Raw genomic sequence first — 19,516 nt, 5'->3', positions numbered from 1 at the left:
GGATTCCAGGCCCGGATTGCAATACGCCATCCGGGCACGACGTCATTAACGAGTAACTTCGACTTTCGCCAGTTTTTCGTAGTAGCACGCCAGGGCGCTATGATCCGCCGTTCCTAAACCATCTGCTCGCAGTGCCTGCATCATCTCCATAACCGCAGCTGTGAGCGGCAGTTGTGCGCCGACGCCGTGAGAAGTATCCAGCGCATTCGCCAGATCCTTAATATGCAGATCAATACGGAAGCCCGGCTTGAAGTTGCGGTCCATCACCATCGGCGCTTTGGCATCCAGCACGGTACTGCCCGCCAGTCCACCGCGAATTGCCTGATAAACCAGGTCCGGGTTAACGCCCGCTTTAGTTGCCAGCGTTAACGCTTCTGACATCGCGGCAATATTCAGCGCCACAATGACCTGATTTGCCAGTTTGGTGACGTTACCTGCACCGATTTCCCCGGTATGCACCACGGAACCCGCCATCGCTTTCATCAAATCATAGTATTTGTCGAAAATAGCCTTGTCGCCGCCCACCATCACTGACAGCGTACCGTCGATGGCTTTCGGTTCACCGCCGCTCACCGGAGCATCCAGCATATCAATGCCTTTCGCTTTCAGCGCTTCGCTGATTTCACGGCTTGCCAGCGGTGCGATAGAACTCATATCGATCAATACCGTACCTGGCTTCGCGCCTTCAATAATGCCATTCTCACCCAGCGCCACCTCTTTCACATGAGGGGAGTTTGGCAGCATGGTTATGATGACGTCGCACTGTTCAGCGATCGCTTTAGCCGTAGACGCTGTTTCTGCACCTGCAGCAATCACGTCAGCAATAGCTTCTGGGTTACGGTCAGCAACCACCAGCGAGTAACCTGCTTTCAGAAGGTTTTTACTCATTGGTTTACCCATAATCCCCAGGCCAATAAAACCAACTTTCATAGTCATATCAATCATCTCTCTTGTTGCGGTGGTGGTTATTTTTTAAAGGTATCAGCCAGTTTCTGAGTGGCAGAGCGGAAGACGCCGAGATCGCTGCCGACAGCCACAAACGTCGCGCCCCATTCCAGATAACGACGCGCATCGGCTTCGACCGGCGCGAGGATACCGCTGGGTTTGCCGTGCGCGCTGGCACGGTTAAAAATGTGCTGAATTGCTTTTTGTACATCCGGGTGTGATGCATTGCCGAGATGGCCTAATGCCGCGGCCAGATCGCTGGGGCCGACGAAGATGCCGTCTACGCCTTCGGTAGCGGCAATGGCATCGACGTTATCTACGCCCTGCTGACTTTCTATCTGGACCAGAATAGTGATGTTCTTGTTCGACTGAGCGAAATAATCCGCCACGGTGCCAAACATATTGGCGCGGTGAGAAACGGAGACGCCGCGAATGCCTTCCGGTGGGTAACGGGTTGATGCCACCGCCAGCTCTGCTTCCTCTTTTGTTTCTACAAAAGGAATCAGGAAGTTATAGAAACCGATATCCAGAAGACGCTTAATAATTACCGGCTCGTTGGTCGGCACTCGCACTACTGGCGCGCTGGCGCTGCCTTTCAAGGCCATTAACTGCGGAATAAACGTGGAGATATCGTTTGGCGCATGTTCGCCATCCAGCACCAGCCAGTCAAACCCAGCCAAACCAAGAACTTCAGTGCTAATCGGGTTAGAGAGTGCTGACCAGCAACCAATTTGTACCTGTTTCGCAGCCAGTGCGGCTTTGAATTTATTCGGGAAAACATCGTTATTCATCGCTTATACCTTTGCTTATTTCTGCAATTCCATACGTTTAATGTCGCCAACTACGAAGAGGTAGCAGACCATCGCCATCAGCGCTGAACATCCCACGAAAACCAGTGCTGCATTGAAGGAGTGCAGTTCACTTACCAGGTAGCCAATCACCAGTGGAGTGACAATGGAGGCAACATTGCCAAAGACGTTAAAGACGCCGCCGCAGAGGCCAACAATCTCTTTCGGCGCGGTGTCAGAAATCACCGGCCAGCCCAGCGCACCAAATCCTTTGCCAAAGAAAGCCAGCGCCATCAGCATGACCACCAGCGTGGTGTTGTTGGTGTAGTTACATAAGATGATGGTGGAAGCCAGCAACATTCCCAGCACAATCGGTAGCTTACGTGCCAGGGTCAGGGATAAACCGCGTTTGATCAGATAATCCGAGAAGACACCTCCCAGCACGCCGCCCGCAAAACCACACAGTGCTGGAATCGAGGCGACCAGACCCACTTTCAGAATCGACATGCCTTTTTCCTGCACCAGATAAATCGGGAACCAGGTGAGGAAGAACCAGGTGATGGTGTTGATAAAATATTGTCCGAAAAATACGCCCAGCATCATGCGGTTAGAGAGCAATTGCTTGATGTAATGCAGTTTGGGTCCGCTTGCTGCCGCACTGCCCGGCTTTTTGTGGTCCATATCGACCACCGCGCCATTTTCAGAGATAAACTTCAGCTCTTCCGCAGACATACGTGGGTGATCTGTCGGGTTATGAATCAACTTGATCCACAGCGCCGTCAGCACAAAACCAATCACCCCCATAACGGTAAAGACGTGCTCCCAGCCCCAGGCGAAAGTCAGCCAGCCAAGCAGCGGCGAAAAGAGCGCCAGCGAGAAATATTGCGCCGAGTTAAAGATGGCGGAGGCAGTACCACGTTCTTTCGTCGGGAACCAGGCGGCGACAATTCGGGCGTTCGCCGGGAATGATGGCGCTTCCGAGAAGCCGAGCATAAAGCGCATAAAGAACATGGAGATCCCTGCCCAGGCCAGCGGGAACATATCAACAAAGCCTTGCAGGAAGGTGAATAGCGACCAGAAAAAGAGGCTGTAGGTGTAAACTTTTTTCGAGCCAAACTTATCAAGCAGCCAGCCGCCGGGGATTTGCATCAGCAAGTAGGCCCAGCCAAAAGCGGAGAAGATGTAACCCATCGAAACCGCACTTAACTGCAACTCTTTTGCCACTTCGGTACCAGCAATAGACAGCGTTGCACGATCGGCGTAGTTAACGGCGGTAACAATAAAAATAATCAGTAATATTAAATAGCGGGTATGCACGCCTTTCTTTTTTTCGTCAACGGTGTCCAGAATCATTTTATTTACCTCGGGTACTTATGCTGATTTTTATTATTATGGGGAAGGTGTTATTTATGAGTTTCATTTATGCCGTAACGACAATGAACTCGGGAATTAGTATAAGCAGCGCGAGAATAATAATCATTGTGCAAATGCTAATTTAATTAATACTATTTAAATATTATTTTGAGCATATGCACATAAGGTTGCGCGCTAAAGCACAGATTTGCGCTTTACCTTACCGGGCGGCACTGCAATCCCTGAAATGATTGACATTGATCACATTTCTGCGTTTAAACTCCTGACATTCTTATTTCACCCAATGAAGTCATTTATTTTTAAATGAGACCAGGTCCTCATTTTAATAACCCCTGGCTGGAGAATATTGCACAATGGCCAACATCGAAATCAGACAAGAAACGCCAACTGCGTTTTATATAAAAGTTCACGACACAGATAATGTGGCAATTATTGTTAATGATAATGGCCTGAAAGCAGGAACGCGTTTTCCGGATGGGCTGGAATTAATTGAACATATTCCCCAGGGGCATAAAGTCGCATTGCTGGACATTCCGGCTAATGGTGAAATTATTCGTTATGGCGAAGTGATTGGTTACGCCGTGCGTGCAATCCCACGCGGAAGCTGGATCGACGAATCAATGGTTGTACTACCGGAAGCGCCGCCGTTACACACGCTGCCACTGGCAACCAAAGTCCCGGAACCCTTACCGCCGCTGGAAGGATACACCTTTGAGGGCTATCGCAATGCCGATGGCAGCGTGGGCACCAAAAACCTGCTCGGTATCACCACCAGCGTCCACTGTGTGGCAGGCGTGGTGGACTATGTAGTAAAAATCATTGAACGCGATCTGCTACCGAAATACCCGAACGTCGATGGCGTGGTGGGGCTGAATCATTTGTACGGTTGTGGCGTGGCGATTAACGCACCGGCGGCAGTTGTACCTATCCGTACCATTCACAATATTTCGCTGAATCCTAACTTTGGCGGCGAAGTAATGGTGATTGGCCTGGGTTGTGAAAAGTTGCAGCCTGAGCGCCTGCTGACTGGAACGGATGATGTGCAAGCTATTCCAGTAGAAAGCGCCAGCATTGTCAGTTTGCAGGATGAAAAGCATGTCGGTTTTCAGTCCATGGTCGAGGATATTTTGCAGATCGCCGAACGCCATCTACAAAAACTGAATCAACGGCAGCGAGAAACCTGCCCGGCTTCAGAACTGGTCGTTGGTATGCAGTGCGGTGGCAGCGATGCGTTTTCTGGTGTAACGGCAAACCCGGCGGTTGGCTATGCGTCTGATCTACTGGTGCGCTGCGGCGCAACGGTGATGTTTTCAGAAGTAACGGAAGTGCGTGACGCGATCCATCTGCTGACACCACGCGCAGTGAACGAAGAGGTCGGCAAACGGCTGCTGGAGGAGATGGAGTGGTACGATAACTATCTCAATATGGGAAAAACCGACCGCAGCGCCAACCCTTCGCCGGGCAACAAGAAAGGCGGTCTGGCAAACGTGGTAGAGAAGGCACTCGGCTCCATTGCTAAATCGGGTAAAAGCGCAATTGTTGAAGTGCTGTCGCCCGGTCAACGCCCGACTAAACGCGGATTAATTTACGCCGCGACGCCAGCCAGCGATTTTGTCTGTGGCACGCAACAGGTGGCTTCGGGTATCACAGTGCAAGTGTTTACGACCGGTCGTGGTACGCCGTACGGCCTGATGGCGGTACCCGTCATTAAAATGGCAACCCGCACCGAGCTGGCGAACCGCTGGTTTGATTTAATGGATATTAATGCGGGCACCATCGCTACCGGCGAAGAAACTATTGAAGAGGTGGGCTGGAAGTTGTTCCACTTTATTCTCGACGTCGCCAGCGGGAAGAAGAAAACCTTCTCGGATCAATGGGGGCTGCATAACCAGCTGGCGGTGTTTAACCCGGCACCGGTGACCTGATTTCTTTTGGAACGTCCCTCGCAAAACATGGCCTTAGTGCCATGTTTTTATTGTTTAAAGCCCCCACGTCCATTAATAATGCATTTGCATTACCTTAGTTCAAGCTTATAATTTGAGCAGAAAACAGGCTGTAAAAGGACAGTGAATCATGCCCGCTAATGCTCGCTCTCACGCTGTACTGACCACTGAATCAAAGGTCACGATACGCGGACAAACAACTATCCCCGCGCCAGTGCGTGAGGCCTTAAAACTGAAGCCAGGCCAGGACAGCATTCATTACGAAATTCTGCCTGGTGGGCAAGTATTTATGTGCCGACTGGGAGATGAACAGGAGGATCATACTATGAATGCATTTTTGCGTTTTCTGGATGCAGATATCCAGAACAACCCGCAAAAAACTCGTCCATTCAACATTCAACAAGGAAAGAAACTTGTCGCTGGCATGGACGTCAACATTGATGATGAGATTGGCGACGACGAATAATGGATTTTCCACAAAGGGTTAATGGTTGGGCGCTATATGCTCATCCCTGTTTTCAGGAAACCTACGACGCTTTAGTTGCCGAAGTCGAGACATTAAAGGGAAAAGATCCTGAAAATTATCAGAGAAAAGCCGCCACAAAGTTATTGGCGGTAGTCCATAAAGTGATTGAGGAGCATATCACGGTCAATCCATCATCACCGGCATTCCGTCATGGCAAGTCGTTAGGCTCTGGGAAAAATAAAGACTGGTCACGGGTAAAATTTGGTGCTGGTCGTTATCGTCTCTTCTTTCGTTATAGTGAAAAAGAGAAAGTCATCATTCTGGGATGGATGAACGATGAAAACACTCTGCGCACCTACGGTAAAAAAACAGATGCCTATACCGTATTCAGCAAAATGTTAAAAAGAGGACATCCTCCTGCCGACTGGGAAACCCTCACCCGAGAAACAGAAGAAACCCATTGATGGTGTTCACAATGCCCGCCGAACGCATTCGTGTTGACCAGCGGGCATCCTTTCTCACTCCCCGACCAGAATCACTTCAACCCCAGCCTTTCGCAGTCCTTCCAGGCTATCCGCAGGAATGCCTTCATCAACAATGATCATGTCGATACGTTGAGTATCAATGATCTTATGTAAACTGGAACGATTGAACTTACTGGAATCGGTGACCACGATGATCCGTTCCGCAACTTCGCACATCCGACGGTTTAAACGAGCTTCATCTTCATTATGTGTGCTGACGCCGCGCTCCAGATCGATCGCATCTACACCAAGAAACAGCATATCGAAGTGGTAATTTTGCAGCGATTGCTCAGCCTGATCGCCGTAAAAAGATTGCGACTGACGGCGCAAATGCCCGCCGGTCATCAGCAGCTCAACGCCTTCCGCTTCCAGCAACGCATTAGCCACGTTCATACCGTTGGTCATCGCAATTACGTCAGTGTGCTTGCGCATCAGACGAGCAATCTCAAAAGTGGTGGTCCCGGAATCGAGGATAACCCGATGACCTGGCTGAATCAACTCAACGGCAGCTTTCGCAACGCTGCGTTTCATCGCGGTGTTCAGTGCGCTTTTATCTTCCACTGATGGCTCGACTGACGGCGTCGTGCTATCGCAGATCAACGCGCCACCATAGGCACGCACAGCGATCCCCTGCTTTTCCAGAAACGCCAGATCGTTGCGGATCGTCACAGTAGATACGCCATACAATGCCGACAGATCGTTAACCTGCACACTCCCTTGCTGTCGCAGACGCTGAATGATCTGTTCTCGTCGCTCGCTGGTGCCAGTCACTCGCTTCTCACCTGAAGCGTCGGTATTACTCATAGTAAGTCCTTTCGTAAAACTTTCGTTTCATTTCGTTTTGCCTATTAACGCCTTTCTATTAAGCAAATGCAAGCCCACCTTGCCCATTGACGCAAGCTACTCTCGTTTCAGTGACTTTCATTATGTTTCTTTTGTGAATCAGATCAGAAAACCATTATCTTTCGTTTTATTTTTATCTCACCATGACGCAGTATCAACTGAAACAAAACGAAAGATTAATATCGCAGTAATCTGAACTGGAGAGGAAAGTGAAACATCTGACAGAAATGGTGAGACAGCACAAAGCGGGCAAAACAAATGGAATTTATGCCGTTTGTTCCGCACATCCGCTGGTGCTGGAAGCTGCAATCCGCTACGCCAGTGCAAACCAAACGCCGTTACTGATTGAAGCAACCTCCAATCAGGTAGACCAGTTCGGCGGTTATACCGGAATGACGCCCGCCGATTTTCGCGGCTTTGTTTGTCAGCTCGCCGACTCGTTGAATTTCCCGCAGGATGCGTTGATTCTGGGTGGTGACCATCTGGGGCCAAACCGCTGGCAAAACCTGCCGGCCGCTCAGGCAATGGCCAATGCCGATGATTTGATTAAAAGCTACGTTGCGGCAGGATTCAAAAAAATCCACCTTGATTGCAGCATGTCCTGTCAGGACGATCCGATTCCCTTAACTGATGACATCGTGGCTGAACGCGCCGCCCGTCTGGCGAAAGTGGCGGAAGAAACCTGTCTTGAACACTTTGGCGAAGCCGATCTGGAGTATGTCATTGGTACCGAAGTGCCGGTACCTGGCGGCGCGCATGAAACCTTAAGCGAGCTGGCGGTCACCACGCCGGATGCCGCCCGCGCCACGCTGGAAGCCCATCGTCACGCCTTTGAAAAGCAAGGTTTGAATGCCATCTGGCCACGCATCATTGCCCTGGTGGTTCAACCCGGCGTCGAATTCGATCACACCAACGTTATTGATTATCAGCCCGCCAAAGCGAGCGCCTTAAGCCAGATGGTCGAAAACTACGAAACGCTGATTTTCGAAGCGCACTCTACCGATTATCAAACGCCGCAATCGCTGCGCCAGCTGGTGATTGACCACTTTGCCATTCTGAAAGTTGGCCCAGCGCTGACCTTCGCCCTGCGTGAAGCTCTGTTCTCTCTGGCGGCGATTGAAGAAGAACTGGTGCCAGCGAAAGCCTGTTCTGGTCTGCGTCAGGTGCTGGAAGACGTGATGCTCGACCGCCCGGAATACTGGCAAAGCCACTACCACGGTGACGGCAACGCGCGTCGTCTGGCGCGTGGTTATAGCTACTCGGATCGCGTGCGCTATTACTGGCCGGACAGCCAGATTGATGACGCTTTCGCTCATCTGGTACGTAATCTGGCGGATTCACCAATTCCGCTGCCGCTGATCAGCCAGTATCTGCCGCTGCAGTACGTGAAAGTTCGCTCCGGCGAGCTGCAGCCAACGCCACGGGAACTCATTATCAACCATATTCAGGACATCCTGGCGCAGTACCACACAGCCTGTGAAGGCCAATAAGCAAAACAAAGAGGAACACGCTATGCCAAATATTGTTTTAAGCCGGATTGATGAACGCTTGATTCACGGTCAGGTCGGCGTTCAATGGGTCGGATTTGCGGGGGCAAATCTGGTGCTGGTAGCCAACGATGAGGTTGCCGAAGATCCGGTACAACAAAACCTGATGGAAATGGTACTGGCAGAAGGGATCGCCGTACGTTTCTGGACGCTGCAAAAAGTTATCGACAACATTCATCGCGCCGCCGATCGACAGAAAATCCTGCTGGTTTGTAAAACACCCGCCGATTTCCTGACGCTGGTGAAAGGTGGCGTTCCGGTGAATCGCATTAACGTTGGCAATATGCACTACGCCAATGGCAAACAACAAATCGCCAAAACGGTTTCTGTGGATGCGGGCGATATCGCAGCATTTAACGACCTGAAAACCGCTGGGGTGGAATGCTTCGTTCAGGGCGTCCCGACAGAGCCTGCTGTGGACCTCTTTAAATTACTTTGAGGGATTCATCATGGAAATCAGCCTGTTGCAGGCATTTGCGTTGGGCATTATCGCCTTTATCGCTGGCCTGGATATGTTTAACGGCCTAACCCATATGCACCGCCCGGTGGTCCTCGGCCCGTTGGTCGGGCTGGTACTTGGCGATCTGCATACCGGAATTTTAACCGGCGGTACGCTGGAACTGGTGTGGATGGGGCTGGCCCCGCTGGCGGGCGCACAGCCGCCTAACGTGATTATCGGTACTATCGTCGGCACGGCGTTTGCCATTACTACTGGCGTGAAACCCGATGTCGCAGTAGGTGTCGCCGTACCTTTCGCTGTCGCAGTACAGATGGGGATTACCTTCCTGTTCTCGGTGATGTCCGGCGTGATGTCTCGCTGCGACCTGGCAACAAACCCGCGCCGCATTTGATGCTGGTGCCGACGGCCTGGTGCATTGCTATAACGGGATGACAGGTTTACATCACCGCGAACCGGGAATGGTTGGCGCGGGATTAACGGACAAGCGCGCCTGGCTGGAACTGATAGCCGATGGTCATCATGTGCATCCGGCGGCAATGTCGCTGTGTTGTTGCTGTGCGAAAGAGAGAATCGTACTGATCACCGACGCGATGCAGGCAGCTGGGATGCCGGATGGTCGCTATACGTTATGTGGTGAAGAAGTGCAGATGCACGGTGGCGTTGTCCGTACCGCGTCTGGTGGGCTGGCGGGCAGTACGCTGTCTGTTGATGCGGCAGTGCGCAATATGGTCGAGTTGACGGGCGTAACGCCTGCGGAAGCCATCCATATGGCGTCGCTGCATCCGGCGCGAATGCTGGGTGTTGATGGTGTTCTGGGATCGCTTAAACCGGGCAAACGCGCCAGCGTCGTTGCGCTGGATAGCGGGCTACATGTGCAACAAATCTGGATTCAGGGTCAATTAGCTTCGTTTTGATAGTTTGCTCCTTTATTGGGCCTTCACTTCCCCCGTAAGGCCTTTCTTTTTCTTTCGTTTTGATCTGTGCAGCGGTGTCGGATGCGACGCTAACGCGTCTTATCCGACCTACAGTTGGTGACCGCAAGGCCGGATAAAGCGTTTGCGCCGCATCCAGCAATCCCTTTTGCTTCCTTTATCTTTTCTTTCAACGATCACAAATTTCGTTTTATTTCTTTTTTCTCCATTGAACTTTCAGTTTCTTTTCTATAGATTTTAATCAACGAAAGACATCACCAAGTGAAATGAAACGAAAGGCAAGTGAAAGCGACAACGCCCGACGTCAAGTTCATCAGACTAAGGATTGAGTTATGCCAGAAAATTACACCCCTGCTGCCGCCGCAACCGGTACATGGACTGAAGAAGAGATCCGCCATCAGCCTCGCGCATGGATCCGTTCACTCACCAACATCGACGCGCTACGTTCCGCGCTCAATAACTTCCTTGAACCGTTACTGCGCAAAGAGAATCTGCGGATCATCCTGACCGGAGCCGGAACGTCGGCATTTATCGGTGACATCATCGCGCCGTGGCTCGCCAGCCATACCGGTAAAAACTTCAGCGCCGTACCGACCACCGATCTGGTCACCAATCCGATGGACTACCTGAACCCAGCTCATCCGCTGCTGTTGATCTCCTTCGGTCGATCCGGCAACAGCCCGGAAAGCGTCGCAGCCGTGGAACTGGCAAATCAATTTGTACCGGAATGCTATCACCTGCCGATCACCTGCAACGAAGCGGGCGCTCTTTACCAAAACGCGATCAACAGCGATAACGCGTTTGCCCTGCTGATGCCCGCAGAAACGCACGATCGCGGCTTTGCGATGACCAGCAGCATTACCACCATGATGGCCAGCTGCCTCGCGGTTTTCGCACCTGAGACGATCAACAGCCAAACCTTCCGCGACGTGGCGGATCGTTGCCAGGCGATCCTGACCTCACTGGGCGATTTCAGCGAAGGTGTGTTTGGTTACGCACCGTGGAAACGGATCGTTTATCTCGGTAGCGGTGGCTTACAGGGCGCAGCACGCGAGTCGGCGCTGAAAGTGCTGGAACTGACGGCGGGTAAACTGGCGGCCTTTTATGATTCTCCAACCGGATTCCGTCATGGACCAAAATCGCTGGTCGATGACGAAACGCTGGTGGTGGTATTTGTCTCCAGCCACCCTTACACCCGTCAGTATGATCTTGATCTGCTGGCTGAACTTCGCCGTGACAACCAGGCAATGCGTGTAATCGCCATCGCCGCGGAAAGCAGCGACATCGTCGCTGCCGGTCCACATATCATCCTGCCACCGTCACGTCACTTTATCGACGTTGAGCAGGCATTTTGCTTCCTGATGTACGCCCAGACGTTTGCACTGATGCAGTCGCTGCACATGGGCAATACGCCGGATACCCCATCAGCCAGTGGCACCGTTAACCGCGTGGTGCAAGGCGTAATCATTCATCCGTGGCAGGCATAAGAGGATCGCATTATGAGCATTATCTCCACTAAATATCTGTTACAGGACGCCCAGGCCAATGGCTACGCGGTGCCTGCTTTTAACATTCATAACGCCGAGACGATCCAAGCGATCCTCGAAGTGTGCAGTGAAATGCGATCGCCGGTGATCCTCGCCGGAACGCCGGGGACCTTTAAACACATCGCGCTGGAAGAGATCTACGCCCTGTGTAGCGCCTATTCCACAACCTACAACATGCCACTGGCGCTGCATCTCGACCACCACGAATCGCTGGATGATATTCGCCGTAAAGTCCACGCAGGTGTGCGCAGTGCGATGATCGACGGCAGCCACTTCCCGTTTGCCGAGAACGTGAAGCTGGTGAAATCGGTTGTTGACTTCTGCCACTCACAAGATTGCAGCGTGGAAGCAGAACTGGGCCGCCTGGGCGGTGTTGAAGATGACATGAGCGTTGACGCCGAAAGTGCATTCCTGACCGATCCACAAGAAGCTAAACGCTTTGTCGAACTGACTGGCGTCGACAGCCTGGCGGTAGCGATTGGTACGGCGCACGGCTTATACAGCAAAACGCCGAAGATTGATTTCCAGCGGCTGGCGGAAATTCGTGAAGTGGTGGATGTTCCTCTGGTGCTGCATGGTGCCAGCGATGTTCCGGATGAATTTGTCCGTCGCACTATTGAACTTGGCGTCACAAAAGTGAACGTTGCCACAGAATTAAAAATAGCCTTCGCTGGCGCGGTTAAAGCCTGGTTTGCGGAAAATCCGCAGGGTAATGATCCTCGTTATTATATGCGCGTCGGAATGGATGCGATGAAAGAAGTTGTCAGAAATAAAATTAATGTCTGTGGTTCAGCGAATCGAATTTCAGCATAATCATTAGTTTTTTATGATTTATCCCAATGTACTTCCCGATTAATATCGGGGAGTGCCTTAATGGAAAAGGAGATAACTAAACCTTAATAAATACATCACTACAATATCGCAACAATAATATATTTAAAAAAATTATATTATTCAACTTTATGGTGAGGATTACACAATGACCAGTCCAAATATTCTCTTAACCCGTATTGATAACCGTCTGGTTCACGGTCAGGTTGGCGTGACCTGGACATCCACCATCGGTGCAAATCTGCTGGTAGTCGTGGATGATGTTGTCGCTAACGATGATATTCAACAGAAATTAATGGGTATTACCGCGGAAACCTACGGCTTTGGCATTCGTTTCTTTACTATCGAAAAAACCATTAACGTCATCGGCAAAGCTGCACCACATCAGAAGATCTTCCTGATTTGCCGTACGCCACAAACGGTACGTAAATTGGTAGAAGGTGGTATTGACCTGAAAGATGTCAACGTCGGCAATATGCATTTCTCGGAAGGGAAAAAGCAAATCAGCAGTAAAGTTTATGTCGATGACCAGGATCTCACGGACTTACGTTTTATTAAACAACGTGGCGTGAATGTTTTCATTCAGGACGTCCCTGGCGATCAAAAAGAACAAATCCCTGACTAAATCTAAAATCGCCTTAATATTGGTTTGAGGTAATAAAAATGCATGAAATAACCCTACTTCAGGGATTATCCCTGGCGGCGTTAGTTTTTGTTCTGGGGATTGATTTTTGGCTGGAAGCCTTATTTTTATTCCGCCCGATAATCGTTTGTACCCTAACTGGCGCTATTCTCGGTGATATTCAGACTGGCTTAATTACCGGTGGTCTGACAGAGTTGGCTTTCGCCGGATTAACCCCTGCAGGTGGTGTTCAGCCGCCCAACCCGATTATGGCGGGTCTGATGACCACCGTCATTGCATGGTCTACGGGCGTTGATGCCAAAACAGCAATTGGTCTTGGCCTGCCGTTTAGTTTGTTAATGCAGTACGTCATTCTGTTCTTCTATTCCGCTTTCTCATTATTTATGACCAAAGCCGATAAATGCGCGAAAGAGGCGGATACGGCAGCGTTTTCCCGGCTTAACTGGACAACGATGCTCATCGTCGCTTCAGCGTATGCGGTGATTGCTTTCCTCTGTACTTACCTGGCACAGGGGGCGATGCAGGCGCTGGTGAAAGCGATGCCCGCCTGGCTGACCCACGGCTTTGAAGTGGCTGGCGGTATTCTGCCTGCCGTTGGTTTTGGCTTGCTGCTGCGCGTAATGTTCAAAGCGCAATATATCCCTTACCTGATCGCCGGTTTCCTGTTTGTTTGCTACATCCAGGTCAGCAACCTGTTGCCGGTTGCCGTACTGGGCGCAGGCTTTGCGGTGTATGAGTTTTTCAATGCGAAATCCCGGCAGCAAGCGCAACCGCAGCCCGTTGCCAGTAAAAATGAAGAAGAGGACTACAGCAATGGGATCTGAAATCAGTAAAAAAGATATCACCCGTCTGGGCTTTCGTTCGTCGCTGCTGCAAGCGAGCTTTAACTACGAAAGGATGCAGGCGGGCGGTTTTACCTGGGCGATGTTGCCGATCCTGAAAAAGATTTATAAGGACGACAAACCGGGCTTAAGCGCGGCGATGAAAGATAACCTCGAATTTATTAATACCCACCCGAATCTGGTCGGATTCCTGATGGGGTTATTAATTTCGATGGAAGAAAAAGGAGAAAACCGCGACACCATTAAAGGCCTCAAAGTGGCACTGTTTGGCCCAATCGCCGGGATTGGCGATGCGATTTTCTGGTTTACTTTGTTGCCGATTATGGCGGGAATTTGCTCATCATTTGCCAGCCAGGGAAACCTGCTGGGGCCGATTCTATTTTTCGCCGTTTACCTGCTTATCTTTTTCCTGCGCGTCGGCTGGACCCACGTCGGTTATTCAGTCGGCGTGAAGGCGATCGATAAAGTGCGAGAGAACTCGCAGATGATTGCCCGTTCGGCAACCATCCTCGGGATCACGGTAATCGGCGGGCTGATCGCTTCGTATGTGCATATTAACGTGGTGACATCGTTTGCCATCGACAATACCCACAGCGTTGCGCTGCAGCAGGATTTCTTCGATAAAGTCTTCCCGAACATTTTACCGATGGCCTACACCCTGCTGATGTATTACTTCCTGCGGGTGAAAAAAGCGCATCCGGTGCTGTTAATCGGCGTGACTTTTGTGCTCTCTATTGTTTGTTCCGCATTCGGCATTTTGTAAATGGAACGAGGCACTGCGTCTGGTGGTGCCTCTTTACTTAAGGAATTTCATCCTGTGCAAACCCTTCAGCAAGTTGAAAACTATACGGCGTTAAGTGAACGTGCCAGCGAATATTTATTGGCCGTGATCCGTAGCAAACCGAATGCCGTGATTTGCCTGGCGACCGGAGCCACGCCATTACTGACGTATCATTATCTGGTAGAAAAAATCCACCAGCAGCAGGTTGATGTCAGCCAGCTCACCTTCGTGAAGCTCGACGAATGGGTGGATCTGCCATTAACGATGCCAGGCACCTGCGAAACTTTCCTGCAACAGCATATCGTGCAGCCGCTGGGGCTACGTGAAGACCAGCTCATCAGCTTTCGCTCCGAAGAGATAAATGAGACAGAGTGCGAACGGGTAACGAACCTGATTGCGCGCAAAGGCGGTCTGGATTTATGCGTTCTCGGATTGGGGAAAAACGGTCATCTTGGGCTGAACGAACCGGGAGAAAGCCTGCAACCGGCCTGCCATATCAGTCAACTTGATGCCAGAACACAGCAACATGAGATGTTAAAAACCGCGGGTCGCCCCGTGACTCGTGGGATCACCTTAGGCCTGAAGGATATTCTCAATGCCCGCGAAGTTTTGTTACTGGTGACTGGCGAAGGAAAGCAGGATGCGACAGATCGTTTTCTCACGGCTAAAGTCTCTACCGCTATCCCGGCTTCATTTTTATGGCTGCACAGTAACTTTATTTGTTTAATTAACACCTAACCAGATGAAAAATTTGCTCAAAATGTTTAAATTAACTTATGTAACAGTCACGCATTATATTAAATAACATTTGACTGGGTTGAACATAACGCCGATAGCAAAAGGAGTTATGTTCAACAATTTAATTTTAGATATACATATAACTTGTTCTATTAATAAATCACCTCGTATTCTGACTCGCCCCCTGGCGCAGCAAAGTCAGGCATTTATACTCTTTTGAATACATAGAAAATTGATATCAATATAATGAAAATATCAAATATTTGCATATAAATATAATCTTAAAGTTCAGTCTATTTAATGTTCAATGAAATATTTCTGCCTGTATAATCTTTAAAGATGTTGAACATATATTCACATTAAATATGATTATGTACTTGTTACAAGGATAAGGTTATATATGAATAAAGTTACAAAAACAGCTATTGCGGGCTTACTTGCGCTTTTCGCAGGTAATGCCGCTGCAACCGATGGTGAAATAGTTTTTGATGGCGAGATTTTAAAATCCGCTTGTGAAATCAATGACTCTGATAAGAAAATTGAAGTTGCTCTTGGTCACTATAATGCCGAACAGTTTCGTAATATTGGCGAGCGTAGCCCAAAAATTCCATTCACTATTCCTTTAGTTAACTGCCCAATGACTGGGTGGGAGCACGATAACGGCAACGTTGAAGCGTCTTTCCGTCTATGGCTGGAAACGCGAGATAATGGCACCGTCCCTAACTTCCCTAATCTGGCAAAAGTAGGCTCTTTTGCTGGCATAGCGGCAACAGGTGTGGGTATCCGTATTGACGATGCGGAAAGCGGAAACATTATGCCACTGAATGCTATGGGCAATGATAACACGGTTTATCAGATCCCGGCGGAATCCAATGGTATTGTCAATGTTGACCTCATCGCTTACTACGTATCAACCGTAGTTCCATCAGAAATCACCCCAGGGGAAGCAGACGCTATCGTTAACGTAACGCTGGATTACCGTTAATACGTTAGGGCGTTATCTGACCTGTCAGATAACGCCCTTTTCCTTCCTCTTTCTCGTTGTATCAGGTTGAAAAATAACTATGTCAAAACGAACATTCGCGGTGATATTAACCTTGTTGTGTAGCTTCTGTATTGGCCAGGCGCTTGCAGGAGGAATCGTTTTACAGCGAACGCGAGTGATCTATGATGCCAGCCGCAAAGAGGCTGCGTTACCTGTCGCAAACAAAGGCGCAGAAACGCCTTATTTACTGCAATCATGGGTAGATAATATAGATGGTAAAAGCCGTGCCCCATTTATTATAACCCCACCGCTATTTCGTCTTGAGGCTGGCGATGACTCATCACTGCGAATTATTAAAACAGCTGATAACCTGCCTGAAAATAAAGAGTCGCTGTTCTACATTAATGTTCGTGCCATTCCAGCAAAGAAAAAATCAGATGATGTTAATGCTAACGAGTTGACGCTGATATTTAAAACACGGATCAAAATGTTTTATCGCCCCGCACACCTGAAGGGACGGGTAAACGATGCGTGGAAATCACTGGAATTTAAACGTAGTGACCATTCACTCAATATATATAACCCAACTGAATATTACGTCGTATTTGCCGGACTGGCAGTCGATAAAACCGATCTCACAAGCAAAATTGAATATATCGCGCCCGGAGAACATAAACAGTTACCACTTCCTGCATCTGGCGGAAAGAACGTGAAATGGGCTGCGATCAATGATTATGGCGGCAGTTCCGGGACAGAAACTCGTCCACTGCAATAAAAAATATAAAAACACAGGTCATCAGGGAATGCCACAACGACACCACCAGGGACATAAACGCACACCGAAACAGTTGGCGCTCATCATCAAACGTTGTTTGCCGATGGTGCTCACTGGCAGCGGCATGCTTTGCACTACCGCTAACGCCGAAGAGTATTATTTCGACCCCATTATGCTGGAAACCACAAAAAGTGGTATGCAAACAACCGATCTGTCGCGTTTTTCAAAAAAATATGCACAACTACCAGGAACTTATCAGGTTGATATCTGGCTGAATAAAAAGAAGGTTTCACAGAAAAAAATTACATTTACCGCCAATGCAGAGCAACTTCTGCAGCCACAGTTTACGGTAGAACAACTACGTGAGCTGGGTATTAAGGTGGATGAAATCCCGGCGCTGGCTGAAAAAGATGACGATAGCGTGATCAACTCGCTTGAACAAATCATTCCCGGTACAGCTGCTGAATTTGATTTCAATCATCAGCAACTTAATTTGAGCATTCCCCAAATTGCACTGTACCGTGATGCAAGAGGTTACGTCTCCCCTTCTCGTTGGGACGATGGTATACCAACGCTGTTTACCAACTACTCGTTTACAGGTTCTGATAACCGTTACCGCCAGGGCAATCGTAGCCAACGACAGTACCTGAATATGCAAAATGGTGCTAATTTTGGCCCCTGGCGATTACGCAACTATTCCACATGGACACGCAACGATCAGACATCAAGCTGGAATACCATCAGTAGTTATTTACAACGTGATATCAAGGCGTTGAAGTCTCAGTTGCTTCTGGGAGAAAGCGCCACCAGCGGCAGTATTTTTTCCAGCTACACCTTTACTGGCGTGCAACTCGCTTCCGACGATAATATGTTGCCAAACAGCCAGCGCGGATTTGCCCCAACGGTACGCGGTATCGCAAACAGTAGTGCAATCGTGACTATCAGGCAAAATGGTTATGTGATCTATCAAAGCAACGTGTCAGCGGGTGCCTTTGAAATTAACGATCTCTACCCCTCTTCCAACAGCGGCGATTTAGAAGTCACGATTGAAGAAAGTGACGGTACACAACGTCGCTTTATCCAGCCTTATTCTTCATTACCCATGATGCAGCGACCTGGGCATCTAAAGTATAGCGCGACCGCTGGACGCTATCGCGCTGATGCAAACAGTGATAGCAAGGAACCCGAATTTGCTGAAGCCACGGCAATATATGGTTTGAATAATACTTTTACGCTGTATGGCGGCCTGCTCGGTTCTGAAGATTATTATGCGCTGGGGATCGGTATCGGCGGCACACTTGGCGCACTGGGCGCGTTGTCGATGGATATCAACAGAGCTGACACCCAATTCGATAACCAGCACTCTTTTCATGGCTATCAATGGCGTACGCAGTACATCAAAGATATCCCGGAAACCAACACCAATATCGCTGTCAGCTACTATCGCTATACCAACGATGGCTATTTTAGTTTTAATGAAGCCAATACCCGCAATTGGGACTATAACAGTCGCCAAAAAAGTGAAATTCAATTCAACATCAGCCAGACAATATTTGATGGGGTAAGTCTGTATGCCTCCGGTTCGCAGCAAGACTATTGGGGCAATAACGATAAAAACAGGAATATCTCTGTTGGGGTTTCCGGCCAGCAATGGGGAGTTGGTTACAGCCTGAATTATCAATACAGCCGCTACACTGATCAAAATAATGACCGCGCACTCTCTTTGAATCTCAGTATTCCGTTAGAACGCTGGTTACCGCGTAGCCGGGTTTCCTATCAGATGACCAGCCAGAAAGATCGCCCAACCCAACATGAAATGCGTCTTGATGGCTCACTGCTGGATGATGGTCGCCTGAGCTATAGCCTGGAACAAAGTCTGGATGACGATAACAACCATAACAGTAGCCTGAACGCCAGTTACCGTTCACCTTATGGCACCTTCAGTGCCGGATACAGCTACGGTAATGACAGCAGCCAATACAATTACGGCGTTACCGGCGGCGTGGTTATCCATCCTCATGGCGTGACGCTCTCGCAATATCTGGGCAACGCTTTTGCGCTTATCGATGCTAACGGAGCATCTGGCGTGAGGATACAAAACTATCCGGGGATTGCTACCGATCCTTTTGGCTATGCAGTGGTTCCTTATCTCACAACTTATCAGGAAAACCGTCTCTCGGTAGATACTACGCAGCTGCCCGATAACGTCGATCTTGAACAAACAACACAGTTTGTGGTGCCCAACAGAGGTGCAATGGTAGCGGCGCGTTTCAACGCCAATATCGGTTATCGCGTACTTGTTACAGTCAGCGATCGCAACGGTAAACCGTTGCCCTTTGGCGCTCTTGCCAGCAACGATGATACGGGGCAACAAAGTATCGTCGATGAGGGCGGCATACTATATCTCTCTGGGATATCGAGTAAATCACAAAGCTGGACTGTACGCTGGGGAAATCAGGCAGATCAACAATGTCAGTTTGCTTTCAGTACACCGGATTCAGAACCTACAACCTCTGTATTACAAGGCACAGCGCAGTGCCATTAAGGATAAA

Annotated in this window: 18 protein-coding genes and 2 pseudogenes; 16 read left to right on the top strand and 4 right to left on the bottom strand. The window is 49.5% G+C overall.

Annotated features, from left to right (window positions below):
- Positions 1-45 precede the first annotated feature (45 nt).
- From garR to garP, 3 genes are read right to left on the bottom strand one after another with little or no spacing between them, the layout of a single operon-like run.
- Entirely contained in the window at positions 46-936 is an 891-nt protein-coding gene (gene garR / locus KXD89_RS02975; protein WP_001303675.1) for a 2-hydroxy-3-oxopropionate reductase, read from the bottom strand.
- A gap of 29 nt (positions 937-965) precedes the next feature.
- A complete protein-coding gene (garL, locus tag KXD89_RS02970) occupies positions 966-1,736 on the bottom strand; it encodes a 2-dehydro-3-deoxyglucarate aldolase (RefSeq protein WP_001058209.1) in 771 nt (256 codons plus the stop codon).
- A 15-nt stretch (positions 1,737-1,751) separates the two neighbouring features.
- On the bottom strand, positions 1,752-3,086 hold the full coding sequence (garP, locus tag KXD89_RS02965; RefSeq protein WP_000599636.1) for a galactarate/glucarate/glycerate transporter GarP: 1,335 nt from the start codon (positions 3,084-3,086) through the stop codon (positions 1,752-1,754).
- Between the two features lie 374 nt (positions 3,087-3,460).
- Here garP and garD point away from each other — a divergent pair, with 374 nt between their 5' ends.
- The 3 genes from garD to yhaV all read left to right on the top strand — a co-directional run bounded on the left by garD (position 3,461) and on the right by yhaV (position 5,980).
- Positions 3,461-5,032 carry a galactarate dehydratase gene (gene garD, locus KXD89_RS02960; protein WP_001273753.1) on the top strand — a complete coding sequence of 524 codons (1,572 nt, stop codon included), beginning with the start codon at positions 3,461-3,463 and terminating at the stop codon, positions 5,030-5,032.
- A gap of 148 nt (positions 5,033-5,180) precedes the next feature.
- A complete protein-coding gene (gene prlF / locus KXD89_RS02955; protein WP_001307405.1) occupies positions 5,181-5,516 on the top strand; it encodes a type II toxin-antitoxin system antitoxin PrlF in 336 nt (111 codons plus the stop codon).
- Positions 5,516-5,980, top strand: coding sequence for a type II toxin-antitoxin system ribonuclease toxin YhaV (gene yhaV, locus KXD89_RS02950; protein ID WP_000347273.1), 465 nt, complete (start codon positions 5,516-5,518; stop codon positions 5,978-5,980). Before prlF ends, yhaV begins: the two co-directional genes overlap by 1 nt.
- Positions 5,981-6,034: 54 nt before the next feature.
- On the opposite strand, the gene agaR is transcribed toward yhaV, so the two are convergent.
- Positions 6,035-6,844, bottom strand: a complete 810-nt coding sequence (agaR, locus tag KXD89_RS02945; RefSeq protein WP_000072187.1) for an aga operon transcriptional regulator AgaR — start codon at positions 6,842-6,844, stop codon at positions 6,035-6,037.
- Between the two features lie 248 nt (positions 6,845-7,092).
- Here agaR and kbaZ point away from each other — a divergent pair, with 248 nt between their 5' ends.
- The 13 genes and pseudogenes from kbaZ to KXD89_RS02880 all read left to right on the top strand — a co-directional run bounded on the left by kbaZ (position 7,093) and on the right by KXD89_RS02880 (position 19,509).
- On the top strand, positions 7,093-8,373 hold the full coding sequence (gene kbaZ / locus KXD89_RS02940; RefSeq protein ID WP_000681920.1) for a tagatose-bisphosphate aldolase subunit KbaZ: 1,281 nt from the start codon (positions 7,093-7,095) through the stop codon (positions 8,371-8,373).
- Positions 8,374-8,395: 22 nt separating this feature from the next.
- Positions 8,396-8,869: a PTS N-acetylgalactosamine transporter subunit IIB gene (agaV, locus tag KXD89_RS02935; protein ID WP_001336162.1), complete on the top strand. Its 474-nt coding sequence runs from the start codon at positions 8,396-8,398 to the stop codon at positions 8,867-8,869.
- A 10-nt stretch (positions 8,870-8,879) separates the two neighbouring features.
- Positions 8,880-9,254: pseudogene (locus KXD89_RS02930) on the top strand (PTS sugar transporter subunit IIC); the annotation flags it as partial.
- Positions 9,247-9,804: pseudogene (locus KXD89_RS02925) on the top strand (N-acetylglucosamine-6-phosphate deacetylase); the annotation flags it as partial. The pseudogenes KXD89_RS02930 and KXD89_RS02925, both read left to right, overlap by 8 nt.
- Before the next feature lie 350 nt (positions 9,805-10,154).
- Entirely contained in the window at positions 10,155-11,309 is a 1,155-nt protein-coding gene (locus KXD89_RS02920; protein WP_001114869.1) for an AgaS family sugar isomerase, read from the top strand.
- A 12-nt stretch (positions 11,310-11,321) separates the two neighbouring features.
- A complete protein-coding gene (gene kbaY, locus KXD89_RS02915) occupies positions 11,322-12,182 on the top strand; it encodes a tagatose-bisphosphate aldolase subunit KbaY (RefSeq protein ID WP_000022766.1) in 861 nt (286 codons plus the stop codon).
- 166 nt (positions 12,183-12,348) lie between these two features.
- Positions 12,349-12,825 (top strand): PTS galactosamine transporter subunit IIB, encoded by a 477-nt coding sequence (agaB, locus tag KXD89_RS02910; protein ID WP_000203711.1) that lies wholly within the window; start codon positions 12,349-12,351, stop codon positions 12,823-12,825.
- Positions 12,826-12,863: 38 nt separating this feature from the next.
- The gene (gene agaC / locus KXD89_RS02905; protein WP_000544489.1) at positions 12,864-13,667 is read left to right on the top strand and encodes a PTS galactosamine transporter subunit IIC; all 804 of its coding nucleotides are present in this window, start codon (positions 12,864-12,866) and stop codon (positions 13,665-13,667) included.
- Positions 13,657-14,448, top strand: a complete 792-nt coding sequence (gene agaD, locus KXD89_RS02900; RefSeq protein WP_000534347.1) for a PTS galactosamine transporter subunit IID — start codon at positions 13,657-13,659, stop codon at positions 14,446-14,448. The genes agaC and agaD overlap by 11 nt, the downstream gene beginning before the upstream one ends.
- Positions 14,449-15,204, top strand: coding sequence for a galactosamine-6-phosphate isomerase (locus tag KXD89_RS02895; RefSeq protein ID WP_001311150.1), 756 nt, complete (start codon positions 14,449-14,451; stop codon positions 15,202-15,204).
- 400 nt (positions 15,205-15,604) lie between these two features.
- Positions 15,605-16,189 carry a fimbrial protein gene (locus KXD89_RS02890; protein WP_001045432.1) on the top strand — a complete coding sequence of 195 codons (585 nt, stop codon included), beginning with the start codon at positions 15,605-15,607 and terminating at the stop codon, positions 16,187-16,189.
- A 79-nt stretch (positions 16,190-16,268) separates the two neighbouring features.
- Positions 16,269-16,964, top strand: a complete 696-nt coding sequence (locus KXD89_RS02885; protein ID WP_072647308.1) for a molecular chaperone — start codon at positions 16,269-16,271, stop codon at positions 16,962-16,964.
- Positions 16,965-16,992: 28 nt separating this feature from the next.
- A complete protein-coding gene (locus KXD89_RS02880; RefSeq protein WP_001355538.1) occupies positions 16,993-19,509 on the top strand; it encodes a fimbria/pilus outer membrane usher protein in 2,517 nt (838 codons plus the stop codon).
- Positions 19,510-19,516 lie beyond the last annotated feature (7 nt).

It is taken from the genome of Escherichia sp. TC-EC600-tetX4 (genome assembly GCF_019356055.1).
Classification (GTDB): Bacteria; Pseudomonadota; Gammaproteobacteria; order Enterobacterales; family Enterobacteriaceae.
This window is presented reverse-complemented; position numbering and strand designations above follow the sequence as displayed.